Origin of the sequence: Dactylosporangium sp. NPDC051541 (assembly GCF_044454505.1) — a bacterium.
Lineage (GTDB): Bacteria > Actinomycetota > Actinomycetes > Mycobacteriales > Micromonosporaceae > Dactylosporangium.
On record NZ_JBITDU010000018.1, the window covers coordinates 126,711 to 150,538 of the forward strand.

General features: G+C 73.7%; 24 protein-coding genes. 6 read left to right on the forward strand and 18 right to left on the reverse strand.

All coding sequences use genetic code 11. The features are described from left to right. Positions 1 to 46: 46 nt before the first annotated feature. From ACIA8L_RS47295 to ACIA8L_RS47310, 4 genes are read left to right on the forward strand one after another with little or no spacing between them, the layout of a single operon-like run. Entirely contained in the window at positions 47 to 1,192 is a 1,146-nt protein-coding gene (locus ACIA8L_RS47295) for a S8 family peptidase (protein WP_395915423.1), read from the forward strand. After that, the gene (locus ACIA8L_RS47300) at positions 1,189 to 1,749 is read left to right on the forward strand and encodes an RNA polymerase sigma factor (protein WP_395915424.1); all 561 of its coding nucleotides are present in this window, start codon (positions 1,189 to 1,191) and stop codon (positions 1,747 to 1,749) included. The genes ACIA8L_RS47295 and ACIA8L_RS47300 overlap by 4 nt, the downstream gene beginning before the upstream one ends. A 10-nt stretch (positions 1,750 to 1,759) precedes the next feature. Beyond that, positions 1,760 to 2,230 (forward strand): hypothetical protein, encoded by a 471-nt coding sequence (locus tag ACIA8L_RS47305; protein ID WP_395915426.1) that lies wholly within the window; start codon positions 1,760 to 1,762, stop codon positions 2,228 to 2,230. Between the two features lie 33 nt (positions 2,231 to 2,263). Next, positions 2,264 to 2,887 (forward strand): hypothetical protein, encoded by a 624-nt coding sequence (locus ACIA8L_RS47310; protein WP_395915428.1) that lies wholly within the window; start codon positions 2,264 to 2,266, stop codon positions 2,885 to 2,887. Here ACIA8L_RS47310 and ACIA8L_RS47315 read toward each other — a convergent pair. After that, on the reverse strand, positions 2,875 to 3,438 hold the full coding sequence (locus ACIA8L_RS47315) for a TetR/AcrR family transcriptional regulator (RefSeq protein ID WP_395915429.1): 564 nt from the start codon (positions 3,436 to 3,438) through the stop codon (positions 2,875 to 2,877). The two genes, ACIA8L_RS47310 and ACIA8L_RS47315, sit on opposite strands and share 13 nt — an antisense overlap. 60 nt (positions 3,439 to 3,498) lie before the next feature. On the opposite strand from ACIA8L_RS47315, the gene ACIA8L_RS47320 reads away from it, so the two are divergent. Further along, positions 3,499 to 4,221: an MBL fold metallo-hydrolase gene (locus tag ACIA8L_RS47320; protein ID WP_395915430.1), complete on the forward strand. Its 723-nt coding sequence runs from the start codon at positions 3,499 to 3,501 to the stop codon at positions 4,219 to 4,221. A gap of 56 nt (positions 4,222 to 4,277) precedes the next feature. Here ACIA8L_RS47320 and ACIA8L_RS47325 read toward each other — a convergent pair whose 3' ends face one another. From ACIA8L_RS47325 to ACIA8L_RS47405, 17 genes are all read right to left on the reverse strand, one after another. Continuing rightward, a complete protein-coding gene (locus ACIA8L_RS47325) occupies positions 4,278 to 5,480 on the reverse strand; it encodes a methyl-accepting chemotaxis protein (protein ID WP_395915432.1) in 1,203 nt (400 codons plus the stop codon). A gap of 322 nt (positions 5,481 to 5,802) precedes the next feature. Next, positions 5,803 to 6,585 carry a hypothetical protein gene (locus ACIA8L_RS47330; protein WP_395915434.1) on the reverse strand — a complete coding sequence of 261 codons (783 nt, stop codon included), beginning with the start codon at positions 6,583 to 6,585 and terminating at the stop codon, positions 5,803 to 5,805. 5 nt (positions 6,586 to 6,590) lie between these two features. Then, positions 6,591 to 7,055 (reverse strand): hypothetical protein, encoded by a 465-nt coding sequence (locus ACIA8L_RS47335; RefSeq protein WP_395915436.1) that lies wholly within the window; start codon positions 7,053 to 7,055, stop codon positions 6,591 to 6,593. A 1-nt stretch (position 7,056) separates the two neighbouring features. Beyond that, positions 7,057 to 8,121, reverse strand: coding sequence for a PASTA domain-containing protein (locus ACIA8L_RS47340; protein WP_395915437.1), 1,065 nt, complete (start codon positions 8,119 to 8,121; stop codon positions 7,057 to 7,059). Positions 8,122 to 8,124: 3 nt separating this feature from the next. Continuing rightward, complete coding sequence (locus tag ACIA8L_RS47345; RefSeq protein ID WP_395915439.1) at positions 8,125 to 8,607, reverse strand: phage tail protein; 483 nt, start codon at positions 8,605 to 8,607, stop codon at positions 8,125 to 8,127. Beyond that, positions 8,594 to 11,158 (reverse strand): putative baseplate assembly protein, encoded by a 2,565-nt coding sequence (locus ACIA8L_RS47350; protein WP_395915441.1) that lies wholly within the window; start codon positions 11,156 to 11,158, stop codon positions 8,594 to 8,596. Before ACIA8L_RS47350 ends, ACIA8L_RS47345 begins: the two co-directional genes overlap by 14 nt. A 5-nt stretch (positions 11,159 to 11,163) precedes the next feature. Then, on the reverse strand, positions 11,164 to 11,589 hold the full coding sequence (locus tag ACIA8L_RS47355) for a GPW/gp25 family protein (RefSeq protein ID WP_395915442.1): 426 nt from the start codon (positions 11,587 to 11,589) through the stop codon (positions 11,164 to 11,166). Beyond that, positions 11,586 to 11,924, reverse strand: coding sequence for a hypothetical protein (locus tag ACIA8L_RS47360; protein WP_395915444.1), 339 nt, complete (start codon positions 11,922 to 11,924; stop codon positions 11,586 to 11,588). The genes ACIA8L_RS47355 and ACIA8L_RS47360 overlap by 4 nt, the downstream gene beginning before the upstream one ends. Continuing rightward, positions 11,921 to 13,441, reverse strand: a complete 1,521-nt coding sequence (locus ACIA8L_RS47365) for a phage baseplate assembly protein V (protein WP_395915445.1) — start codon at positions 13,439 to 13,441, stop codon at positions 11,921 to 11,923. The genes ACIA8L_RS47360 and ACIA8L_RS47365 overlap by 4 nt, the downstream gene beginning before the upstream one ends. Then, positions 13,438 to 14,169, reverse strand: a complete 732-nt coding sequence (locus tag ACIA8L_RS47370; RefSeq protein ID WP_395915447.1) for a hypothetical protein — start codon at positions 14,167 to 14,169, stop codon at positions 13,438 to 13,440. The genes ACIA8L_RS47365 and ACIA8L_RS47370 overlap by 4 nt, the downstream gene beginning before the upstream one ends. Continuing rightward, a complete protein-coding gene (locus tag ACIA8L_RS47375; protein ID WP_395915448.1) occupies positions 14,157 to 14,318 on the reverse strand; it encodes a hypothetical protein in 162 nt (53 codons plus the stop codon). The genes ACIA8L_RS47370 and ACIA8L_RS47375 overlap by 13 nt, the downstream gene beginning before the upstream one ends. 766 nt (positions 14,319 to 15,084) lie before the next feature. After that, entirely contained in the window at positions 15,085 to 15,576 is a 492-nt protein-coding gene (locus tag ACIA8L_RS47380) for a phage tail protein (RefSeq protein WP_395915449.1), read from the reverse strand. Positions 15,577 to 15,589: 13 nt separating this feature from the next. Then, positions 15,590 to 16,792, reverse strand: a complete 1,203-nt coding sequence (locus ACIA8L_RS47385) for a phage tail sheath family protein (RefSeq protein ID WP_395915451.1) — start codon at positions 16,790 to 16,792, stop codon at positions 15,590 to 15,592. A gap of 1 nt (position 16,793) precedes the next feature. Continuing rightward, complete coding sequence (locus ACIA8L_RS47390) at positions 16,794 to 17,444, reverse strand: carboxypeptidase regulatory-like domain-containing protein (protein WP_395915453.1); 651 nt, start codon at positions 17,442 to 17,444, stop codon at positions 16,794 to 16,796. Positions 17,445 to 17,559: 115 nt separating this feature from the next. Continuing rightward, positions 17,560 to 19,350, reverse strand: a complete 1,791-nt coding sequence (locus ACIA8L_RS47395; protein ID WP_395915455.1) for a glycoside hydrolase family 15 protein — start codon at positions 19,348 to 19,350, stop codon at positions 17,560 to 17,562. 34 nt (positions 19,351 to 19,384) lie between these two features. Next, positions 19,385 to 19,762, reverse strand: coding sequence for an ATP-binding protein (locus ACIA8L_RS47400; RefSeq protein ID WP_395915457.1), 378 nt, complete (start codon positions 19,760 to 19,762; stop codon positions 19,385 to 19,387). Between the two features lie 65 nt (positions 19,763 to 19,827). Continuing rightward, entirely contained in the window at positions 19,828 to 22,062 is a 2,235-nt protein-coding gene (locus ACIA8L_RS47405; protein ID WP_395915459.1) for an MMPL family transporter, read from the reverse strand. 85 nt (positions 22,063 to 22,147) lie between these two features. On the opposite strand from ACIA8L_RS47405, the gene ACIA8L_RS47410 reads away from it, so the two are divergent. Then, positions 22,148 to 23,764 carry a copper resistance CopC/CopD family protein gene (locus ACIA8L_RS47410; RefSeq protein ID WP_395915460.1) on the forward strand — a complete coding sequence of 539 codons (1,617 nt, stop codon included), beginning with the start codon at positions 22,148 to 22,150 and terminating at the stop codon, positions 23,762 to 23,764. The last annotated feature ends 64 nt before the right edge of the window (positions 23,765 to 23,828 follow it).

A 23,828-nucleotide genomic window follows, 5' to 3' on the forward strand; every position in this document is an offset into this window, starting at 1 on the left:
TCGGGCCGGTCATCCACTCGTACCCGAACGACATGGAGGAGGAGCCGTGGACCGACGGTTGGAACGCTGGCAGGCCCGCCGCGCGGCGCATCTCGCGGCGCTGCCCTGGCTGGCCACGGAGGGTGCGGGCGCGCGGCCGGTCCGGTACGTCAGCGGCGAACTGCTGGCCGTGGACGCCAACTACGACGACGCCCGCAGCGCGATCTCCGCGCAGGGCAAGGGTTCCGGGGATCTCGTCGAGGACGAGCCGCTTCCGGGGGTACGGCGAATCAGGGCACAGGGCCTCGACGTCCTGCGGGCCGCCCGCCGGGTCCGCGAGCGGGTCGGTGACGTCCCGGTCGGCCCCAACCACGTGCTGCTCGGCTCGCCCTACGAGCAGGGCGGCCCGTTCGGCCGGCCGGTGATGAGCACCGCCGCCGCCCTCGCCGCCGCCGGGACGGACGCTCCGGTCCGGGTCGTCGTCATGGACACCGGCGTGTGGGCCGACAGCCCGCTCCCGGCCAGCCGATACGCGGTCGGGGACTCGGACTACGAGACCAACGTCGACGCCGACCGCGACTCGGTGATCGACTCTGACGTCGGCCACGCCAACTTCATCGCCGGTGTGGTCCTGCAAGGGACGAGCCGCGCGCGGGTCCGCATTGTCAAGGTGCTGGACTCGTTCGGCGTCGGCACCGAATTGGATCTGGCGCGCAAAATCGCGAAGCTGGACGATGCGGACATCCTGAACCTGTCCCTCGGTGCCTACACGGTCGACGACCGGCCGCCGGTGCTGCTGCGGGTGGCCCTGGACCGGTTCCTGTCCGGCCGGGACCGGCTCGCCGTCGCCGCCGCGGGCAACGACGGCCAGGCCGGCCCCGCGTTCTGGCCGGCCGCGTTCGCCGGCACCGACCTGCCGTGGAAGGACCAGGTTCTGGCCGTGGCCGCGCACGACGGCCGGGCCGTGTGCCCGTGGAGCAACACCGGGCCCTGGGTCAACATCGCGGCCCCCGGCGCCGACGTGGTCAGCACCTACATCAACCACCCCGACTTCAGCACCGGCTGGGCCGCCTGGAGCGGCACCTCGTTCGCGACGCCGCACGTCGTGGCCGCGATCGCCGACGCCGCCCAGCCCGGTGGCGTGGTGGCGGCGGCGAAACAGGTACGGTCCGGCGCCGTGCGCAGCTTCGCCGGGTACCCTGCCATCTCGTGACGACATTCGATCCGACGATCGCGCTGATCGAGGCGTCCGACGGGGATCAGCGGGCCTGGGACTCCCTCGTGGCCCGCTACTCCGGCCTGGTCTGGGCCACCGCCCGCAGCTTCCGGCTGGCCGACGCCGACGCCGCGGACGTGTTCCAGGCGACCTGGTTCCGGCTGGTGGAGAAGCTGCACCAGATCCGCGACGGCGCGGGCCTCGGCGCCTGGCTGGCCACGACGGCCCGCAACGAGGCCATCGACGTGCTGCGCCGCCGCGGCCGCGAGTCGCCGACCGACCTCGACGAGCACATGGCCGCCGTGCGCTCGACGTCCGACCTGCCGGAGGAGACGGTGCTGCGGGCCGAGGAGGACCGGCTGCTGTGGCAGGCCGTCCGCCGGCTGCCGGACCGCTGCTCGCGGCTGCTGCGGGCGATGGGCACCGACCCGGTGCCGAGCTACGCGGAGCTGGCCGCGGCCCTCGGCATCCCGGTCGGCAGCATCGGCCCGACCCGCGCCCGCTGCCTGGGCATGCTGCGCGGCCTGATGGCCGCGACTGGACCGAACCGGTGAGGAGCACACCATGATCGGGGCGAGCGACGACGACGCCCTGGGCACCGCGGTCGCGCGCGTCTACACGGCTGTGGACCCACCGCCAGTACCATTGCTGCAGGCCGCTTCTGAGCTTCTGGCTTGGCGTTCGCCGGACGCCGCGCTCGCGGCCCTGCTGCTGGACAGCGCCGTCTCGGGGGAAGCGGCCGGGGTGCGGGCCGGTCCGGGTGGCGGCTCCCGGATGCTCAGCTACGGTGCCGGTGACACGGTGCTCGACCTGGAGCTGACCGCGGAGGACGGTGTCCTGCACGTGACCGGCCAGGTCAGCCGGCCGGTCGCCGCGCCCCTGCGGATCCGCCACCGCGACGGCACCTGGTCCGGGACGACCGACGCGGTGGGCCGGTTCACGGTCGCCGACCTGCCGGCCGGGCCGCTGCGCGTGACGTGGGGGCCGGGCCCGGACGGCGCGACGATCACCACCCCGGCGATTCTGCCGCCCTGAGCGGACAGTGAGATCGCTGTATAAGATCCGGTGGTGACGTACCCCGGGGGACCGACGGATCCGCAGCCGCCCTATGGCCAGGGCCAGCAACCCTACGGCCAGCAGCCGCCGTATGGACAACCGCCGCCCTACGGGCCGCCGACGTCCGGGGTTCCCTATGGGCAGGTCCCACCGCCGTATGGGCCGCCGGCGGTGCCGTGGGCCACCCAGCTGCCGGCGCCGCCGCCCACGCAGCAGCGCGGCGGGAAGGTCGCGCTGATCGCCGGCGGGGCCCTGCTCGCGGTCATCCTGGCCGTCGTCGGCGGCTACTTCACCTACCAGAAGCTCTTCGTCAGCACGCCCACCGAGGTCGTCGAGGCATACCTCAAAGAGGCCACGAAGGACTATCCGAACAAGGGCGAGCTCGAGAAGTACCTGTGCAGGTCCGAGGCCGCGAAGATCGAGAAGGAGCTCTCGACCAATGACCCGTCGGACAACGACCTGATCGTCGACTGGCACGTGACCGGCGAGACCGTCTCCGGCGACACGGCGACCGTCTTCACCCAGTTCACGATCAAGGCCAGCAAGAGCAGCAGCAAGACGTCGACCAACAACCTGCCGCTCACCCTCGTCAAAGAGGACGGCGACTGGAAGATCTGCGGCTATCAGGACAGCTGAGTCGCCGTCCTGGTGAGGCTCGCGACCCCGAACTCGAACGCCTCGTCGACGTCACCGCCGAGGTTGAACGCGCCGGCCAGCTCCATCGTCACGAACCCGTAGGCCCACGCGGTGAAGGTGCGGGCGGCCGGGAGCGCGTGCTCGTCGCCGGCCAGCTTCGCGGTCGCCCGCAGCAGCGGCGCGGCCAGCTCGGCCAGCTTCTCGATCGGCGGCCGGGCCGGGTCGGCGCGCCGGGCGAAGATCAGCGCGAACGCGGCCGGGCGGCGGTGGGCGAACGCCCGGAACGCGTGCGCCATCGCGGTCAGCTCGGTGCCGGCGTCGCCCGCGGCCTCGACCGCGGTCAGGGCCGCGCCCAGGTCGTGGGCGGTCGCCTCGACGATCAGGCCGATCAGGTCCTCCCGGTTGCGGACCCGCTTGTAGAGCGACGGCGGCCGTACCCTGACCCGTTCCGCGACCGCCTGCATGGTCAGCCCCTCCAGGCCGGCCGACTCCAGGATGTCGCGGCCGGCCTGGACGATCTCCTCGACCGAAGTGCGATCGGGCGTCGGCATCGGTGTGCTCCTCACCATAGCTATTGACCGTAGCTATCATGGCTACGTACCATAGCCATCATGACAAACCTTGGCCCGCATCTCCACCGCATCGGCGACGATCTCGTGGCGGCGTACCTCGTCGTCACCGACGAAGGCATCACCGTCATCGACGCCGGCCTGGCCGGGCACTGGAACGACCTGCGGCGCGAGCTGACCGCCATCGGCCGATCGCTCGCCGACATCCGCGGTGTCGTGCTCACCCACGGCGACACCGACCACATCGGCTTCGCCGAACGCCTCCGCCGCGAACAGGGCGTGCCCGTGTACATCGGCGCGGCCGACGCCGCCCGGGCCCGCGGCGAGGAGAAGTACAGCCCCGACTCCTGGGGCAGCAAGAAGCTGCTGCCCATGACCGGCTTCCTGTGGAACACGATCCGCAAGGGCGGCCTGCGCACCACCTACCTGACCGAGGTCGTCCCGGTCGCCGACGGCGATGTGCTCGACCTGCCCGGCGCTCCCCGGATCATCGCGCTGCCCGGCCACTCCGCCGGCAGCATCGCCGTCCACGTCCCGGTCGCCGACGCCGTGTTCGTCGGCGACGGCCTCACCACCCGCCACGTCCTGACCGGCCGGGTCGGGCCGCAGCCGGCGCCGTTCACCGACGAGCCGCAGCAGGCCCTCGACTCCCTCGACCGGCTGGCCGGCATCGACGCGAAGTGGCTGCTGCCCGGCCACGGCGCCCCGTGGTCCGGCGGCATCCCGGCCGCGGTCACCGCCATCCGGGCCGCGGCCGGCTCCTGACCGGCGGCTGTTCGGGCTCGTTCGGATCGAGCGGCGGCCGGCCGGGTCCGTGGTCCTCAGCCGCTGGTCGCCAGGCGGTCGAGGCCGTTGAGGACCTGCTGTGCGGCGCCGGTGGCGGTGGTGAGCTGTTCGGCGACCGAGCCCAGGGTCGCGGCCTGGCGCTCGACCGAGCCGGCGATGTCGAGCTGGAGCGTGTGGATCTCGTCGACCGCGCTCGACGTGGACGCGAACGTCCGGGCGACCTCCTCCGTCTCCTCCGTGATCGCCGCGATCACCGTGTTGACCCGGTCGACGGAGTCGGCGGTCTGCTGCGCGAGCTCCTTCACCTCGGTGGCGACGACCGCGAACCCCTTGCCCAGCTCACCGGCGCGCGCGGCCTCGATCGTCGCGTTGAGGGCCAGCAGGTTCGTCTGGGCCGCGAGCTGGGCGATCAGCGCGTTGACGTCGGCGATCTCGGTCACCGACCGCTCGAGCCGGCGGACCTTCTCCGCCGCCGACCGGGCCGTCTCCTGCCCGCTCGCCGCCGCCCCGGCCGCCTGCCCCGAGCGGGTGGCGACCTCACGGACCGCACCGGTCAACTGGCTGAGCTCGGCGTCGACGGCGCTGACGGCGTCGATGGCGGCCCGGGCCTGATCGCCGATGTCGGCCACGTCGGCGGTGACCTGCTGAGTGCGGGCAGCGGCGGCGTCGGCCCGCACCCGGTCGTCCTCGGCCGCGCGCTCCCGGGCGTGGCGCCCGTCCCGCTCGGTGCGTTCCCGCTCGGCCGCGGCGTCGGCCGCGAGCCGCTCGTTCTCCCGCTCGACCTGCTCCGCGAAGTGCCAGAACACGAGGATGCCGACGACTTCGAGCACCAGCAGCCCCGCGTGCACCGCCACATGCCCCAGCGCCATGCCGGCCGACATGCCCGCCATGCCGAACACCCGCTGCGACGCGAACAGCCCGAGCACCCCGTGGTGCACGACCACGATGAGCACCGAACTGATCAGCGGCGCCCACCGTTGATACAGCGCCACGAAGATGAGCACGGCGTACAGGTGGATGTGCGCCTCGATCGCCCCGCCCGACAGCTCGACGGCGATGAGCGTGCAGCCGATCAGCCCCGCGCTGGCGAGGGAGTCCGCGACCCGCCCGCCCGTGAGCCCGGCGGCGACGGCGGTGCCGGCCACGACGGCCGGCAGGACGACCGCCTCCCAGGCGGCCATCGGCCCGGCGAGCCCCAGCACGACGAGGACCGGCACGTGCAGCCACAGCAGCCGCACCACGATAGCGTGCCGGGCCGCCCGTGAACTGTCAGACAACCGAGCCCCACGAGGCAGCCGCGACACCAGCGAACTCATGAGATCAGCATGCACACGCGGAGTTTGTTTCGGTGCCGCTTTGGTGGGTACCGCTCCCGGCCCCGACGCCCCCGAACCCGACGCCCCCGAACCCGCTCGCGTCCTGCACCGCACCCGCAGGTCGCGGAACCGGGACAAGGACCCAACAGCGGCGACGGCAGCGGCATCACCGGCGACCGAAGCAGGGACAGGCTGGGGTCGCGGAATTTGTTCGGTGACAGTCGAGGTTGATGTTCGGCAACATCTATGCGGCTGCTGGCCGGGCCTTGGAGCGGGCCTCGTCGGCGGTGGCTCGGGCGGCTGTGACTATGGCTACTACGGCGCCGATCAGCAGGACTATCGCCCACACGATGGCGGCGGCGGCGCAGACGATGGCGGCGACCGCGTCGGTGATGCTCACCAGCACGCCGGGGACCACGCCGTGCAGGAAGCTGACCACCACGGTGCACAGCAGCGACGTCAGCACGAGCGCGACGAGGCCCTTGTTCTGCAGGAAGCGCTGCTGCGCGGCCGCCAGCGCACCGGCGAAGACGAACTTTAGGAACATGAGCAACGACAGGATGACGATGGCGGTACCGCGGGGGAAGAAGCCGAAGCCGATGAGATAGGCGATCGTCCCGAACGGGAACGCCAGCAGCAGCGTCACCATGAGGATCACCTTCGCGATCGCCAGCACCAGCAGCCCGGCCGCGGCGAGCAGCAGGAGCACGGCGAAGACCAGGGTCACGATCCCCTGCAGGCGGCCCTGAATCTTCGCCGGCACCAGCAGCCCGGCGGCCATCAGCGCGACCGTGAACAGGGCGGTGACGTCGACCAGGGCGAGGTACGGCACCCCGAGCCCGGCCGGCCGCTCGACCGGCCCGCCGGCCGGCACCTGGAGCCCGGCCCCGGCCGCCTGCTCGGTGAGGGCGGACCCGGCGTCGAACCCGCCGACGATGAGATGCTCGCCGAGCTCGACGGCGACGACGAGGGCCATCGCGACGAGGGCGATGAGGAAGAACGGGGTGCGCAGCCGCTCGGTGTTCACCGCCGTCACTCCCCCGTCACCAGCGTCAGCACGCAGGTCCGCGCGCCGGCGCAGATGACGTCGATGGCGGCGCCGGACGAGCCGACGGCGACGCTGACGGTGGACCCGGCCTCGACGTCGCTGCGCACGATGGTGTCGCGGCCGGGGGCGGGGGCCTGGACGGCGACGGCGCTGTCGCTGCGCAGCCGGACGTTGCGGTGGTCCACGTCGGCCTTGGCGACGGTGAGGGTGCAGGTGCCGTTGGTCACGGTGAGCCTCTCCTGCTGCAGGCACGGGGCGGCGAGGTCGGCCCGGTCGGCGTCGGGCGTGCCGCCGAAGTGGTGCCCGAGCCAGCCGACGAACCCGCCGGGCCGGCGCAGGGCCGCGGCGTCGCCGCCGGTGTGGTTGACCGCGGACAGCACATACAGCACGGCGATGAGGACCAGGACGAGGATCGCGATGCGCGGCCGGGTGAGCCTGAACGCGCCCATGTCAGGCCACCATCTGCGCGCCCGCAGAAACGCTGATCGGGCCCGGCTGGTCGAAGTCGTCGACCGCCGCGACGTACCACCGGAAGTTGCCGTCGTTGGTGAGGAAGGCCCCGGTGGAGGACCCGACCACCTGGATGAACGCCGGCTGCACCGGCGGAACGGCGGATCGGGCGTCGACCCGCACGGGGTTCACGCCGAGGGGGCCGCAGGCCGGGACGGCGGAGGGGGTGTTGTGGTAGCACACCACCGGCGCGTAGACGACCAGCCAGTGGGTGACGTAGGGCTCGTTCTGCTCCCACTGCAGCGTGGCCTTGCCCTTGATGCTGATCTTGGCGTCGATGGGGGTCTTCAGGTTCGGCGCGGTGAGCCGCACCGCGACGACGAGGTCCACCTTGGAGCCCACCTCGGCCTTGGCCCCGGCGGGGGGATTCTGCTCGACGATGTTGCCGACGTGGTCGAGGTCGAGCCGATACTTGACGGCGCCGGGGACGAGACCCTTGCCGCGCAGCAGGACCCCCGCGTTGGCCTCGTTGTACTCGACCACCTTGGGCACCTCGACCAGGCCGGACGCGGGTGCCGGTGCCGACGGCTGCGGCCGCGCCTGCTGGGCCTCGCCGCCGCCGAGGGTCAGCACCAGCGTGACCGTGACGACCGTGATGAGGACGAGCCCGGCCGCGACGAGCAGAATCCACAGTGGAATCTTCCGCGGTGGCGGCGCGGCCGGGGCGGCGACGTCGAAGACGATCCGGTTGCTCAGCACCGAGGACTCCTCGGGCGCCTCGCTGGCTGAGTACACCCGGCCGCGGACCTCGTAGGTGCCGGGGGTGGCACCGGCGGGCACCTGGACGCCGAGCAGGAACGAGGTCGAGCCGCTGGCCGGGACCTGCCGCTGCGGCTGGTCGACGGTGAACCAGGCCGGGTCGGCGCCCTCGCCGGGGACGACCTGGAACACGGCCCGGTCGGCCCGGGCGGCGGGGTTGGTGACGGTGAACGTGGTCTCCCCGCGCTTGGCGTCGTCGAGCGCGACCCGCTCCGCGGCGGTGGTGACCACCCAGTTGGTGGACATGCTTTACTCCTCCTCGAGAACTTCCGCGGTGACCGCGGCCGGCTTCTCCAGCGCGACGGCCATCCGGATCAGGGGCAGCTGGTCGCGCGCGGCGGCCGGCACCCGCACGACGATGTGGAAGGGGCGGTCGGCGGGCTCGTCGATCGCGAAGCCGGCGACGCCGGTGACGGTGCTGAGCAGGGCGCTGAGCCCGGCGGCGGTGCCGCGGGCCCGGGCCAGGTCGCCGGCCCGCGCGGCGAGGTCCCGCTGGCGGCCGGGCGGCAGCGACCGTCCGATGTGGTCCATCGCCAGCCAGCCCAGCAGGTACGGCAGGAACGCGTCCGGCGTGCGGTACGGCGCGACGAGGTCATCGACCGCGGCCAGCCGCCGCTCGACCGGCTCGTGCATCCCCTCCATGACGTCCAGCAGCGCGGCGAGGGGCCCGCCCGCGGCGGCGGCCCGCTGGTACACGGCCGGCAGCAGCCGCTCGATGTCAGCCCGCCGCATCGGCCCGGACCACTTCGATGTCGTGCTCGCCCGAGCAGAGCAGCCACGTCGCCGGTACCGTCACCGCTTGCTTGACCTCGCGGCCGGCAGTCTGGATCCAGGCCGCGCCGTCGTCGGTCCGATAGGCGCCGTTACCGGTCCCGGCCAGCACCCGGCCCCGGTGCCCGCCGGGGCCGCCGACGGCGAGGGACGTCACCGGGTTGAACCGGGTCCGGTCCCGCAGCGGCAGGCCGCAGTTGACGCTCGCCGCCTGCCACTGCGGGCTCTGCGCGGCGGCGTCGAGGCGCATGACCCCGCCGCTCTGCGTCGCGGCGAGCGCGGCCGGCCCGTCGAACGCGATGTCCCAGCAGGTGCCGCCGGTCCAGCCGGCGTTGATGCGCTCCCACTGCACGCTGGCCTCGAACAGCCGGGCCCGGTAGCAGCCCTGCCCGGGCTTGTTGCCGTCGGGCTCGCCGGCGCCGACCCACAGCACGGTGGCCGGCCCGTCGAGCTGGACCTCGAGTGCGCGGGCGTCGACGTTGCGCAGCCCGACGTGCGTGAACGAGCCGGCCGCGCCGCCGAGCACCGACAGGTAGACCCCCTGCTGGGCCTGAGCGGCGACGGCGACGCCGTGCACCCCCCGTTCGGAGACGAAGGCCCGCACCCCGGCGAAACCTTTGTCGGGGTCGGCCGGATCAACCAAAATCTGCAGCGGTACCGCGCCCGCCTGCGCCGCCACCGAGTAGAGCCCGGCATCGGTGGCCAGCAGCAGGGCCGCCGCCCCTTCCCGGTCGATCCAGGCCACGTCGGCGACGGCCGGCTCGAGCGCGGCGACGAGCGTCCACGTCTCCCCCAGGTCCGCGGAGATCCGCAGCACCGACCCGCCGTCCTGGTCGCGGGTCACCACCGCCAGGTGCCCGGGCCGGGCGACGATCCCGGGCCGATCGGCGGCGGCCGCGACGGTCACCGACCGCACGTCCTCCCCCGGGAACCGCCCGACGGTCTCCCAGCCGTCCCCGCCGTTGGTGGAGCGGAAGAGCAGCTCGCCGGCGCCCGCGTAGCAGGTGTCGGGCTGATACCGGTCGGCCGCGACGGCCCGCACGGCCCCGTCGGGCGCCTCGTCGAGCACGAAGCGGACCTCGTCGACGTACCGCACGCCCGGCTCGCCCTGCTCCAGCAGCCGATACACCGTGGACGCCCGCAACGGCTCGCCGAACGCCCAGCCCGCCTGGCTGAACGGGGTCGGCAGCGGGCTGATGGTGCCGTAGAGCCGGTCGTAGATCCGGCGCCGGACCGCGTCGGGGTCCTCGTGCGGGCCGACGACGACCTTGCCCCGGACCGAGACCGGCTTGTACCGCGCCCACCCGGCCAGGACCCGCGTGCCGAGCGCCCGCCGGGTGTCGAGGTCGGCCTGGGTCTGCGCCCGGACGTCCTCGGTCTGCAGCGCCAGCAGCGCCGCCATCGGCAGCCGCCCGCCGGGCCGCGACTCGGCGCCGACGTGCGGCACGAGCACCACCTCGACCTCGCCGGGCCGGGCGAACGCCCACTTGGCGCTGCGGGTGAACGCGGTGGCCCGGGCGACGGCCGGGGACGCGGCGGTCGCGAGGAGCTCGAAGTCGCGGGCGGTGACGGCGCGGCGCAGGGCGAAGAACTCGTGGGGGCCGCGGGTGAGGGCGGTCTCGATCGGCTCCAGCGCCCGCCCGCCGACGGCCGCCCGCGGGTTGGTGACGGTCACGCCGGGGATCGGGGTGCGCAGCGCGGTGAGGGTGCCGGGGGCGACGTTGCCGGCCGGTCCGCCGCCCGTGCGGTACCAGATCCGCACCTCCCGCCCCGCGGCCGGGACCGCCGCCACCGGCACCCCGTCGCCGTCGACCGCCGGGGCGAACGTGACGGTGCCGGTGCTGCGGTCCAGGTGGTACACGCGGGCGTCGGCGGCGACACCGGCGAACCCGGGCACCGCCGGCCAGATCTCGAACGTCCGCCCGCCGAAGTCCCGGGCCGCCGCGGCGTCGGCCTCGGCCGGGATCTCGACCCCGAGGACGACGTCGTACCTCTCGGTCGTCGTCACCAGCGGCGCGTGCGCGGTGCGCAGGACCTGCCCGGGCCGTCCGGTGCCGAGCCCGAGCAGCTCCCCGGCGACGACCTCGCAGTGGTGCCCGCGCACGGTCACGTCGGCGGCGCCCTCGGCCAGCTCGGCCGACTCGGTCGTCACGAACACCACCGGCCGCGGTTCGGCGCCGGCCGCCCCCGCCACCGCGGTCCCGGCCGGGATCAGCACCCGCGGCCGGTCCTCGCCGCTGCGGCCGAACAGCAGCCCCGTCCACGCCGCGGCCGGGGGCCGCCGGGCCACCCCGAGCAGGTTCAGGAACTCGACGTACGTCTTCTCGGGCACGCGGTTCAGCCGGTACAGCAGCACCTCGGTCAGGTGTGCGAACGCCTCGACGAACGTGATACCGGGATCGTGCACGGACAGGTCGGTCCACTCGGGGCAGGTCCGGGCGATGCGCTCGCGGGCGTCGCGGACGAGGTCGGCGAAGCCGCGGTCGTCGAGGTTCGGGGCGGGCAGGCTCATGGCGGTCAGCTCCCAGGTGACGTCGGTGCGAGGTCCAGGGCCAGTTCGACGGCGTGCAGCGCGGCCGTGGCCCGGACCCGGTAGCGCAGCCGGATGTTGAGACGGGTGGCGATGTCGGGGTCGGCGGCGGCGTCGAGCTCGACGATGTCGGCCCGCGGCTCCCAGCGCTGGATCGCCTGGCGCACGTAGTGCACGGCGAGGCCCGCGGTCGTGTCGTCGTTGGGCGCGAACAGCAGCCGGTCCAGGTGGCAGCCGTACTCGGGCCGCATCAGCCGTTCGCCGGGGGTGGTGGCGAGCAGCAGCAGGATCGCCTGCCGGACCGCCGCGTCACCCTCCACCATGGACAGCGAGCCGGCCGCGGTGACGGCCGGGCCGGTGCCGCCGCCGTGGCCCGCGGAGCCGGCGCCGTGGAAGCGGACGGCCCGGCTCATCCGCCGGCCTCCACGATCCCCTGGCCCGGGTCGCGGACGGTGTAGTGGACCGTGCCGGGCACGGTACCGTCGGTCAGCCCGTCCAGGCTCGCCAGCACGATCCGCCGGCCGCCGATCCGCAGCCAGGTGCTGTAGCCGGTGCTCACGGCCAGGGTCGTGGTGCACGGCTTCATCGTCGGGCCGATGTTGGGGCAGCCGGCGATCGGCCGCCCCTCGGGGTCGGCGTCGACGAGCACCGGGCGGCCGTGCGCCCGCACCCACGACTGCGACGCCGCGTTGCCGACCCGCCCGTCGTGGCCGCACCGGACCACGGCGGCCAGCGTCACGATCTTCACGTCCGGCCTCCGGGAATGTCCACGGTGGAGTGTTCGAAGTCGACGGTGGCGGCCTTGACGGTGATGCCGTGGCCGGGGGCCTCCAGCACCAGGTCGGTCGCGGCGTGCAGGCGCAGCAGGTCCGGCCCGAGCTCCACATAGGACCCGGCGTCGTTCTCCAGCCGCAGCGACTTGTCGTCGTCGTCGACGACGATCGACTGCCCGGCCCCGGTCCGCAGCGACCAGCGCCGCACCCGCCCGCCGCGGACCCCGGCCCGGTCCGGCGCGGCCGCGGCCCCGAACAGCGACCCGAGCACGACCGCGGCCCCGAACGCGTCCTGCGGCAGCGCGACGAGCACCGCGTCCCCGACGTCGGGCAGCACGACCAGGCCGCGCCCGCCGCCGGCACCCGGGGTGAGCACGGGCAGCCAGCCGAGGTCGAGCCCGGCCACCGCGCCGAGCCGGACCCGGACCCGTCCGCAGCCGTCGGGGTCGGCGACGTCGGTGACGGTGCCCAGCGTCAGCCTGGCTCCGCCCCGATCGGCGGGCCGTTCGGCCGGCCGGCTCGAGAGCGTCGCGAGGTACCCGTCGGCGTCGACGGTGGTCACGACCTCCGTCAGGACGTAGGTCCCGTCGAGCGCCGCCGCGACCCCGTCGACCCGGACCCGCGCGCCGGCCCGCAGCCGCGGACGGCCGGCCGCGACGCCGTCGAACACGACGGTCCGGGCATCGCTCACGTCCAGGGCCGCCTGCGCGACCGCCCGCAGCTCCTCGACGTCCGCCGCGGACGTGTCGAGCAGCGCCAGCGTGCCGGCAGTACCCCCGCCGCCGCTTGTGCTTTGTGGTCTGAGCTTGATGTCCCGTCCGCTGCCGGGCCGCTCCGCCGCCGCGGTCAGCAGGTCCGCCGTCCGGGGCCGCCAGGCCGACGCCTCGCACCGGGCCGCGGCGCGCTCCAGGCTGGCCGAGATTTCGGCCCGGTGCAGATCGCGGCCGTACTGCAGCACGATCGGCTCGCCGTGCCCGCGCGTGGAGATCAGCCGGAGCCGGCGGTCGTCGAGGACCACGGAGAGCCCGACCCGGGCCAGGGTCGTCGTGAGCAGCTCCAGGTCCCGTTGCCGATGTTGCAGCACCCGCTCGAAGCGCGGGCCCCGCTCGTCGGCGTCGACCGTCACACCGAGCCCGGCCGCGACCGCCTCCGCGAGCTCGGCCGCGTCGACGTGCTCCAGGCACCGCGGGGTCTGCCGCTTGCGCAGCCGGTGCAGGGCGTCGTAGGCCACGACCCGTGAACCGGCCTCCCCGTCGGCCGCCCGGACCACATCGACGCCGGTCACGTCCCCGGCGAACAGGTCCTCCGCGTCGCCGCCGACCCGCACCGTGATCGCGGCCCCGAGCAGTTCCACCGCCCGTCCCTGCGGGTCCTGGAGGGTGAGCTCGCACTGCGCCGGCTGTGACAGTCGCCGCGCCACCCGGACCGCTCGGACCCGGCAGCCATCGGGCAGTGTGTGGCCGTCGGCCCGGACCTCGACCGCGGGGATCATGACGGAAGCCCCGGCGACGGTACTGCCAGGACCGTGCCCGCCGGCACCGCGAGCGGATCGTCGACGCCGTTGTGCGCGGCCAGCTCCCGCCACCGCATGGGGCTGCCGAGCGCATCCGCCGCGAGCAGGTCGATCCGGGCGGTGCCGGGCTGCCCGGGCACAGGACCCCCGCCGCCTATCGCTTCCACCGCGGCCGGTCGATCGCCGTCCCCGGCCGCCGTCGCCGTGCGCGTCAGCTCCTCGTCGAACGAGCAGGCGCTCGCGCCGGCCGGCTCCCCGACCCGCAGCAGCTTCAACCGGATCCACGACCGTCCCGGCGCCCCGCCGGAGTTGAACGCGTCGAACCGCTCGGCGATCGCCGACACGACACACGGCACGTTCCACGCCTTGCCCCAGACCAGCCGGATGAGCGGCGGCCGCCCGGCCCCGAGCTCGTGCGCGGTGTTCTCGGCCAGGTTCCACAGCCGCGCGGTGAGCACCCGCACGTCCTGCGGCGCCCCCGCCGCCTCCACCAGCCCGACGTCGAACACCATGTCGAGGAGCAGCTCGGTCCGCCCGCCCCCGGTGAACCGCACCGGGTCGTCGCCCTGCCCCCGCCCGACGATGGCCTCGGCCCCGGCCGCCGGGGTCCGCACCCCGGCCAGCCGCCGCACCTCGAATGTCTCGGGGTTGAGCAGGCAGTCGATCCGCTCGCCGGTGTCGTCGACGATGAACGCTACGCGTTCCATGGCAGTCCTCGCTGTTCCTCGTCCAGATACCGATCCCGCTCCGGCCGCCGCGGCCGCGCGACGACCACGAACTGCCCGCCGTCGTCCGGCAGCTCCGGCCACACCCCACCGGCCACCTCCAGCCCGACCCGCTCGGCCGCACGCTTCATGTCTGCCACTTCGCCGTGCGTACAATTCGGGTCCACTGTGGATCCCGGGGGTGCGGTGGTGGGGGTAGCATTGGGGCCGAGCACAAAGCCCGACTCCGACTCCGGCTTCGATGCCGACGGCACACGACGGTTCACCACATCCAGCCAGTGCCGCGGCGCACCCGCCGGCCGCGGCCACTCCGAAGACCCGGAACCCGAGGGCGGCTCGTCACCGCCCGCCGACCGGCCACCCAGCCGAGGCTCACCGGGCCGATGCGCCGGGATGTCCCGCGCGGGGCGGTCCGGGCCGTGTGTGGAGACGCCCCACACGTGGCCTGGCGAGTCGATCGGCTCCGCGAGCGGCGCCCGGCCGGACACCGCGCTCGAACCGGCGCGGCCTGGCACCGCACCGTCGGGCCAGGGCGCGGCCGAGCCGCGTGAGCACGCATCCTGCGCGTCGGCAAGCGGTCCACGCGGAGCGGTGTCGGCCGCGCCCACGAGCGGACCGCGTGGAGCGCGGTGCGTGCCGTTGGACGGTTCGCCCGGGTCACGAGCCGTGCTGTCGAACGGTTCGGGCGGCCCCGCGCAGTCCGCGAACGCGTCGTCCGGTTGCGGGTCCGGCTCTGGTTCGAGCCGAAACAGCGGGTCCAGGACCGAGGGCGACGGCGGCGGCGGCGGTGACGGTGACGGTGGAGTGGAAGCGGCCAGGCGGGCGGCCAACCGGTCGAGGCCGTCGGCGACGTGGTGGGCGTGGACGGCCGCGCGGCGAAGCTGACCGGCGAGGCCGCTACGCAGTCGGCGGCTGACCACCGCCGGCCTCCCGCTGCAGACCCTCGTGCGCCAGCGTCAGCGTCTCGATGGCCAGCTCCCGGCTCATCGCGTCCAGCGGCGAGCCGTACCACTCCTGGGGCCACGCGTTGAGCAGGTTCCAGCGGATCGCCTCCGTGGACCCCGACGAGTCCAGGACGACGATCGAGACGTTGCGGCGGTTGACGCGGCCCTCGACGGCGGTCATCAGCCAGTCCCACAGGTCGGCCGAGTTGGTCAGGCCGAACCGGAGCGTGACCGGTGGGTAGGTGACGCGGCTCGGGATGGCGCGGACGATGCTGTTGTTGCCGGCCTCGCGGTACGAGATGCGTTCGATCTTCACGCCGAGGCCGGTCACCTCCGTGAAGTGGCCCTCGGTGACGTTGTTGATGAGGAGCTTGAAGTTGTAGGCCCGGTACGGGTCGACCAGGTTGCCGGGCTGGGCGGACGGAGTGTGCAGCGGCGCGGTCATCGGCGGGGCTCCTTCACTGCGCTTCGGTGCCGACGGAGGACTGGCTGAGCTTGAACACGACGAACTCGGCCGGTTTGACCGGCGCGACGCCGATCAGCGCGACGACCTGGCCGGCGTCGCGGACCTCGGGCGGGTTGGTCTCGGCGTCGCACTTGACGAAGAACGCCTGCTGCGGCGTGACCCCCATGAGGGCGCCGTCGCGCCAGACGCGGGTCAGGAACGCGCCGATGTCGCGGCGGATCGAGCGCCACAGCTGCTCGTCGTTGGGTTCGAAGACGATCCAGCGGGTACCGTCGGCGATGGACTCCTTGAGCATGCTGAACAGGCGGCGCACGTTGAGGTAGCGCCACTCCGACGCCTCGGCCGCGAGGGTGCGGGCGCCCCAGACGCGGATGCCCTCGGCCGGGAAGTAGCGGATGCAGTTGACCCCGGCCGGGTTGAGCAGTTCCTGCTCGGCGCGGGTGATCCGGTAGTTGAGGTCGAGGGCGCCGCGGACCGGCTCGTTCGCGGGCGCCTTGTGCACGCCGCGCAGGGTGTCGGTGCGGGCCCAGATGCCGGCCACGTGCCCGCTCGGCGGGGTGGTGACGACCTCGCCGCTGATCGGGTCGCGCACGACCAGCCACGGCAGGTAGAAGGTCCCGTAGTCGGACTGCCGGGGCCGTAGCGCGCCGTCGGTCGCCGGGGGCGGCGGGCCGTCGCCGTCGGGCTTCTTCTTCGGCGCGGCGGCGGTGGCGACACGGGTGTAGCGCTCGACCTCGGCCGGCTCCTCGGGCGGGTCGAGGATCGCCAGCCGGTCGCCGAGCCGCTCGCAGTGCTTGAGCAGCTCCTCGTGGGAGGCGGCGTCGCTGTAGCCGGGCGCGGCCACGATCGCGATGTCGTCGATGGCCTCGAGCAGGCCGAGGCCGCTGCGGGTGCGGCCGGTACCGCCGATCGGGTCGCCGGGGGCGACGTTGACCACGTAGCAGCGACCGCCGCCGTTGTCGAAGAAGCCGTACACGGCGCGGGACAGTGCGGTACCGGGGCCGGGTTCGTCACCGCCGCCGAACGCCCGCAGGAACTCCGACCACGAGCCGATGGCGACGGCCTCGTTGCGGCGCGCGCCGCCGTCCGGTGCGCTGCCGACGAAGCCGGCGGTGCTCGTGCCCACCGCCCCGATCGGCCGGGCGCCGCCGCTGACCTCTTCGACGTAGATGCCGGGTGATGCGTAGAAGGGCATGTCAGTCCTTTCCGAAATCGCAGAAGATCATTGCGGGGGTACCGTCCGCGGCCGCCTCGTGCTCGAAGCGCCGGCCCCGCCCGGTGAGCCGCAGGGCGACCGGGCTGCCGTGGATGACGCCGGGCAGCTCGAACCGCCCGGCGTGGTCGGTGTCGGCGCTGACCCGGCCGTCGGCGGTCGCCACGCGCATGCCGGCGAGCGGCTGCCCACCGGGCCCGAACACCGCACCGCGCAGGGTCGTGATCGGAGCCGTCTGCAGCCGCAGCGGTTCGACGACCCGCGGGACGGGCCGCAGGGGCCGGTCGAGCCGCGCGACCACGTCGATGTGGAACGCGGGCCGCGGTGTCAGCCCGGCGGCCTGCCACAGCTCGACCGGGACGGCCTCGAACAGCGCCGGGTACGGGCTGCCGACGGTCGCCTGCAGCAGCCGGTCCAGCGACACCAGGTCGTCGGGGCGGGCGGCGCAGCAGAGGTACCGCAGCCGCAGCCGCACCGCCGCCGCCCCCTCCCCCGGCCGCAGCTGCTGCTCCGGCAGCAGGGCGAGGAGCCAGAGGTACATCTGCGCCCCGTCGGTGACCGGCGGGCCGGCGGCGACCGTGACGCCCGCGGCCCGGGCCCAGCCGAGCAGCTCCTCGGTCGCGGCCGTTGTCACGCCGGGGTGCATGGGCTTCCTCCCGTCGCTGCGATGCGGCGGTTCCGCATCGGGCGTCAGGAAGACCCGTGGAGATCTCCTCGAAATACCCAGGTTCTGTCCGCTAGCGGACGTATCAGCCGAGCGCCCGGTCGAGGCGGATGGCGGCGTTGATGAGGCCCAGGTGGGAGAAGGCCTGCGGGAAGTTGCCGAGCTGCTCGCCGGTGGGGCCGATCTCCTCGGCGTAGAGGCCGACGTGGTTGCTGTAGGTCAGCATCTTCTCGAACGTGAGGCGGGCCTCGTCGAGGCGGCCGGAGCGGGCCAGGGCGTCGACATACCAGAACGTGCACATGGAGAACGTGCCCTCGGCGCCGGCGAGACCGTCCGGGGACCGCGCCGGGTCGTAGCGGTACACCAGGCTGTCCGACACCAGGTGCTCGTCGATGGCGCGCAGGGTCGAGAGCCAGCGCGGGTCCTCGGCCCCGATGAAGCCGACCATCGGCATGTACAGCAGCGCCGCGTCGACGACGTCGGTCTCGTAGTGCTGGGTGAAGGTGCCCGCCTCGGCGTTCCAGCCGCGGGTCATCACCTGTTCGTGGACGGCGTCGCGGGCCGCGGTCCAGCGGGCGATGTCGGCCGGGGCGCCGAGCGCGCGGGCGATGCGGATGGCGCGGTCGAACGCGACCCAGCACATGAGCCGGCCGTAGGTGTGGTCGCGCCGGCCGCCGCGGGACTCCCAGATGCCGTCGTCGGGCTGGTCCCAGGTGTCGCAGAGCCGGTCGACGGCCGCGCACAGGTGCCGCCAGCCGTCGTAGGCCGGGCGCAGGCCGCAGCGGAACCCGCGGTAGACGGCGTCGAGGGCCTCGCCGAAGATGTCGAGCTGCAGCTGGCCGTTGGCGTCGTTGCCGATGCGGACCGGGCGGGAGTCGCGGTAGCCGCGCAGGGGCAGGTCGATCTCCGGCAGGTCGGGCGAGCCGTCGACGCGGTACATGATGCGGGGCTCGCCCTCGGTGATCCGGGTCCGCATCCAGCGCAGGAACGCCTTCGCCTCCTCGCGGTAGCCGAGGCCGAGCAGGGCGTGGACGGAGAGCGAGCCGTCACGGATCCAGGTGTAGCGGTAGTCCCAGTTGCGTTCGCCGCCGACGAGCTCGGGCAGCCCGGCGGTGGCGGCGGCGACCGGGGCTCCGGTCGGCGCGTAGGTCAGGAGCTTGAGGGTGATGGCGGAGCGCTCCACCTGCTCCCGCCAGCGTCCGGTGTACCTCGAGTGCCCCGCCCAGTCCCGCCAGTAGTCGCGCGTGTGGTGGTACAACTGCCACAGCTCTTCGATCGGGACACTGCGCGGGCTCGGGTCCGGCCCCGCGGTGAGCATGACCCCGCCGGTGTCGCCCTCGGCCGCGTCGAGCACCAGCCGGACCCCGCGCTCGGTCCGCTCGATCTGCCCCATCATCTCGGCGCGGGCCGGGTTGAGGGCGAGGTGCTGCTTACCGCTACTGAAGAGAACGCCCGAGCCGGTGAACGCGACCTGCGCCTCGTCCCGGCCGTAGTCGAACGCGGGCGCGCACTCGAACACGAATCGGCCGTGCCCGCGCACCATCCGGGCCAGTCGCACGATGTGGTGGCGGTCGGTCGGCTCGTCGCCGGTGACCGGCATGAAGTCGAGGACCTCGCCGACGCCGGCGGGCATCATGAAGCGCGTGATGAGGATGGCGGTCCCCGGCAGGTACAGCTGCCGGGTCACGTAGTCGTCGGTCTCCGGCCGCACCCGGCACAGCCCGCCCCGCTCGGCGTCGAGCAGCGCGGCGAAGATGCTGGGCGAGTCGAACCGCGGCGCGCAGAACCAGTCGATGGTGCCGTCCTGCCCGACGAGGGCGGCGGTCTGCAGGTCGCCGATGATCCCGTGGCTCTCGATGGGGGCAACTGTCTCCATACCCCGACCGTGGTCCCCCCGGGTGGTCCTGCCCTCACCCGTCCAGGGTCGGCGTCACCGCCGGGAAGGAGGCCCAGATGTGTTTGGCCTCGGCGGTGGCGTACCAGCCGACGTCGAGGGAGAGCTGCCGGGCCAGGTGCAGGCCGCGGCCGCCGGAGTCGAACGGTTCGACGTCGCGCAGCTCGGGAACGGCCTGCATGTCGTGGTCGGCGATGTCGAGGACGAAGCAGCCGTCGCCGAGCAGGAGCCGGACCACGCTCGGCGGCAGGCCGTGGACGAGCGCGTTGGTGGCCAGTTCGGAGGCGACCAGGATGACCCGGTCGGCCCGGTCGTCGAGCGCGGGCGTGGCCACGAGGTGCCGGGCTTCGAGGGTCTCCAGCAGCGCCTCCCGCAGCCCGTGCAGCTCCTGCACGCTCGTGATGGTCCACCGGCGCAACTCCGTGCTCACCGGCGGTGGTGGCGAAACACTCAAGGTCGTCACCTGGTCGGGCTACCCATCTGCTCGGGGATTGACTCCTCGGCCACCGGTTCCGGGGCCACGGTCGAGCCCAGGACGCTCAGCAGGGCCGGTGCGAGCAGCGACCGTACGACGAAGGCATCGATCAGCACGCCGATCGACAGGGCGAACGCGAGCTCGCGGAACGGCCGCAGCGGCACGATGAGCAGCAGCCCGAAGCTGACCGCGAGGGTGATCGCGGCGGTGCGGATGGCCCGGGCCGAGTGCGGCAGGGTCAGGGCCAGGGCCTCGCGCAGGGGCCGGGTGCGGGCCTCGCGCCAGGCCGGGCCGATGCCGAAGATGTTGTAGTCGGAGCCCAGCGCGACAAGGAGCACGGCGGCCGCGAACGGCACGTAGAACGTCAGCCCGTCGGCGTGCCAGACGTCCTGGAACAGCCAGGTGGTCAGGCCGAGGGTGGCGCCGATGGCCAGGACGCTGCACGCGAGCAGCCCGATCGGCGCGAACAGGGCCCGCAGGAACAGCACGAGGAAGAGCAGGTTGGCCAGGAGCGCGGCGATGGCGATGCGGCCGAGGTCGCTCTTGGTCTGCTCGACGACGACGCGGGCGACGGCGGTGTCCCCGCCGAAGCTGACCTGGGTGTTCTCGAGGCCGGCGGTGGCCAGCAGCCCGGGCAGGTCCTTGTTGAGCCGCGTGATGGTGTCGACGGCCTTGGCCCCGAGCGGCTCGGTGTCGAGGATCAGCAGGTACCGGGCCGCGCTGCCGTCGGCGGCGCGGAAGACGTCGAGGCCTTTGGGCAGTTCGGCGGTGGACGGGCCGAGGACCGCGGCCACTCCCGGCTCCTTCGCCAGGGCCTGCTGCAGCTTCGTGAGCTCGGCTCCGCGTCCGGCGATGCCGCCGCCTTCGAGGAGTACCTCGGTCGGTGACAGGATGCCGTCGGCGAAGCCGGCTTCGGCGGCGTCGGCGGCGACCTTCGCGGGCCGGTCCGGCGGCAGGGCGTCGACGAACGAGACGCCGAGCTTGATGTGCTGCAGCGGCAGCGCGGCCAGGACCAGCCCGGCGGTGCACAGCAGCAGCACCGGCGCGGCGAACCACTTGCGGGTCAGCAGCCGCGCCCACCAGGTGCTGCCGGCGGGTTCGAGGTCGGCCGGGACGGTGCGGCGGCGCAGCGGTGCCCAGAACGCGGCCGCGCCGAAGATCGCGAGGAGGGCGGGGACGAGCGTGACGGCGACGATGACGCCGATCAGGATGGCGAGGGCCATGCCCGGCCCGAACGCCCGGAACGCCGGTGATCCGGCCACGATCAGCGCCCCGGTGCCGGCGGCCGCGGTCAAGCCGGCGACCAGGATGATCGGCGTGAACCGGGCGGTCGCGTGCCGGGCCGCCTCCAGGCGGGTCTCGCCCGCGGCCAGTGATCGCCGGACGGCGGCCAGGTAGAAGACCACATAGTCGGTGACGACGCCGAGCAGCAGCGCGACGAGCAGCGGCTGTGTCTCCTGCGGCACCGGTACTCCCAGCTTCAGCGCGAGAGCACCTCCGACGTGCAGGGTCAGCAGCGTCGCGACCCCGGCCACCCCGAGCGCGATGAGGGGCGCGATCAGCGACCGGAACGCGATCGCGACGATGAGGAACACGGCGGCGACGGTGATCAGCTCCAGCCGCGACACCGACGACTGCACGATCCGGGCCTGCTCGACCCGGGCCGGCACCGAGCCGGTGACCCCCACGACGTGGTCGCCGGGGCCGTAGTGGGCGTGCACGAACGCCTCGGCCGCCTTGACCTGCCCGGCGAAGGACACGTTGGGGTTGGTGAACAGGTACGTGACGATCGTGGTGCCGTCCTCCTCGGAGCCCGGGAACAGGCCCCGCACGTTCATGACGGGCACGGCGGCGCGGATGGGCCCGGCGTCGGAGAAGGTGCCGTCGCTGACCGCCTGGGCCCGTTCGACGGCCGCCGTCCGGGCCTCCGGTGGCAGGCCCCGCGGGTCGCGCTGCACCACCGCGACCCGGCTGAGCAGCGGAAACCCGAACTTGTCGAACGAGCGCAGCTCGCTGTTGATGGCCGGATTGTCCTTGGAGACCAGCTGCTCCAGGTCGCTGCCGCCCTGCCCGACGGCCGGCAGGTACAGCACGGACGCGATCGCGGCCGCGGCCCATCCGGCGACGACCAGCCAGCGCAGCCCGACCACGAGCGCCGCGTAGGCGCGCGGCAGCAGACTGGGCCGCCACCGGCCACGAGTTTCGATGCCCTCATCCACGCCCGCCGTGATGCCCCGCCGCCGCGACCGTAAAACGAATGAACTCTCGCGCGGTCCCGGCCGTACCCCTTCCGTGAGGTGGCTCGTGGCGGCGGCGGTCGGTGTCCTGTTTGTGCTCGTATCACCGGCATTGCCGGCCAATGCCCACGCCGTGCTCAGCGAGTCCAACCCGCGCCCCGGCTCGATCGTGTCGTCGCTGCCGGGTGAGGTCCGGCTCGCGTTCAACGAGGCCGTGCACGCCGTACCGGGCAAAACGGTCGTCGTCGGGCCCGACGGCAAGCGGCTCAACGCCGGCGACCCGGAGGTCACCGACGGCGCCCTCGTCGTCAAGCTGCGCGCCGCCGACCAGGCGAACGGGACGTACGTGGTCTCCTACCGGGTGATCTCGGCCGACAGCCACCCGGTGTCGGGTTCGTTCACGTTCTCGGTCGGCGAGCCGTCGTCGGGCCCGGCCGCCGCGGTGCCGACCGGCACCGACCCGATCGTGCGGGCGCTGATCCCGGCCGCGAAGTACGCCGGCTACCTCGGGCTGGTGCTGCTGATCGGCCCGGCGGTGATGCTTGCGGTGTGGTACCCCCGCCGCCTCTCCCGCCACGTCCCGCTCCGCCTGGCCCGGGCCGGGCTCTATCTGCTGGGCGCCGGGGCCGTCGCCTCCTTGTGGCTGCAGGCCCCGGCCGCCTCCGGGGCGGCGCTGCTCGACGTCGCCCCGGCCGAGCTGTGGGAGGTGCTCACGTCGGAGTTCGGGCTCCTGCTCGTGGCCCGGCTCGCCGCCCTGGCCGCGGTCGCGGTCCTGCTCCCCCGGCTGTCCCGCCGCCCCGACCAGCGGCTCGGCCTCGGGCTCACCCTGGTCGCGGTCGGTGGCCTGGTCACGTGGCCGCTGACCGGCCATCCGGTGGCGTCGCCCTACGCGCCGTTGCTGGTGGCCGCGGACGTCCTGCACCTCGCCGCCATGGGCGTGTGGATCGGCGGCCTGATCGTGCTCGTGGCCGTGCTGCTGCGCCGGGCCGACCCGCGCGAGCTGCGGCTGATCCTGCCGTCGTGGTCGCGCTGGGCCATGATCTCCGTGTACTGGCTCGTCGCCGCCGGCGTGGTGCAGGCCCTGGTGCAGACCGGCAGCGTGGCCGCGGTGACCGACAGCACCTACGGCCGGCTCATCCTGCTCAAGGTCGGCCTGGTCGTCGCCGTCCTCGCGGCCGCCGCCCTCTCCCGCCGCTACGTGCAACGCGGCATCGGTACCGCCGCGACGCCGTTCAAACTGCGCCGGACCGTCGGCATCGAGGCCGCCGTGGCCATGCTTGTCCTGGCCGCGAGCGCGGTGCTGGTCCAGATCACCCCGGGCCGCACGATCGACGTCGAGGCGGCCGCGGCCGCGCAGGCCCGCGGCTTCGCCACGACGCTGACGAGCCCGTTGTACGCCGTGCAGTTCGACATCTTCCCGGCCGCGGTCGGCGAGTACAACAGCTTCCACGCGTACGTGTACACGCCGGAGGGCAAGCCCCTCGAGGTCGTCGAGTGGACCGTCACCGCCGCCCTGCCCGCCCAGGGCATCGAGCCCATGCCGAACCCGGTGTACTCGCTGCTGGGCAACCAGGGCCTGGGCAACCTCACGTTCCCGATGGCCGGGCAGTGGAAGCTGACCCTGACCCTGCGCGTCTCCGACTTCGACCAGGCCACCGTCACCGTCCAGGTCCCCGTCACCTGACGTTCCGTATGGTGGCGGTATGGATCATGTGGCTGCCGGCGAGCTGTCCATCGCCTACCTGAGG

Bases quoted from the DNA above. Each gene is read 5' to 3' on its own strand.
- ACIA8L_RS47385 (WP_395915451.1), bottom strand. From the start codon at position 16,792: ATGCCCTTCTACGCATCACCCGGCATCTACGTCGAAGAGGTCAGCGGC.
- ACIA8L_RS47305 (WP_395915426.1), top strand. From the start codon at position 1,760: ATGATCGGGGCGAGCGACGACGACGCCCTGGGCACCGCGGTCGCGCGC.
- ACIA8L_RS47370 (WP_395915447.1), bottom strand. From the start codon at position 14,169: ATGGAACGCGTAGCGTTCATCGTCGACGACACCGGCGAGCGGATCGAC.
- ACIA8L_RS47365 (WP_395915445.1), bottom strand. From the start codon at position 13,441: ATGATCCCCGCGGTCGAGGTCCGGGCCGACGGCCACACACTGCCCGAT.
- ACIA8L_RS47345 (WP_395915439.1), bottom strand. From the start codon at position 8,607: ATGCGGCGGGCTGACATCGAGCGGCTGCTGCCGGCCGTGTACCAGCGG.
- ACIA8L_RS47380 (WP_395915449.1), bottom strand. From the start codon at position 15,576: ATGACCGCGCCGCTGCACACTCCGTCCGCCCAGCCCGGCAACCTGGTC.
- ACIA8L_RS47395 (WP_395915455.1), bottom strand. From the start codon at position 19,350: ATGGAGACAGTTGCCCCCATCGAGAGCCACGGGATCATCGGCGACCTG.
- ACIA8L_RS47320 (WP_395915430.1), top strand. From the start codon at position 3,499: ATGACAAACCTTGGCCCGCATCTCCACCGCATCGGCGACGATCTCGTG.
- ACIA8L_RS47375 (WP_395915448.1), bottom strand. From the start codon at position 14,318: ATGAAGCGTGCGGCCGAGCGGGTCGGGCTGGAGGTGGCCGGTGGGGTG.
- ACIA8L_RS47315 (WP_395915429.1), bottom strand. From the start codon at position 3,438: ATGCCGACGCCCGATCGCACTTCGGTCGAGGAGATCGTCCAGGCCGGC.
- ACIA8L_RS47340 (WP_395915437.1), bottom strand. From the start codon at position 8,121: ATGTCCACCAACTGGGTGGTCACCACCGCCGCGGAGCGGGTCGCGCTC.
- ACIA8L_RS47350 (WP_395915441.1), bottom strand. From the start codon at position 11,158: ATGAGCCTGCCCGCCCCGAACCTCGACGACCGCGGCTTCGCCGACCTC.
- ACIA8L_RS47355 (WP_395915442.1), bottom strand. From the start codon at position 11,589: ATGAGCCGGGCCGTCCGCTTCCACGGCGCCGGCTCCGCGGGCCACGGC.
- ACIA8L_RS47335 (WP_395915436.1), bottom strand. From the start codon at position 7,055: ATGGGCGCGTTCAGGCTCACCCGGCCGCGCATCGCGATCCTCGTCCTG.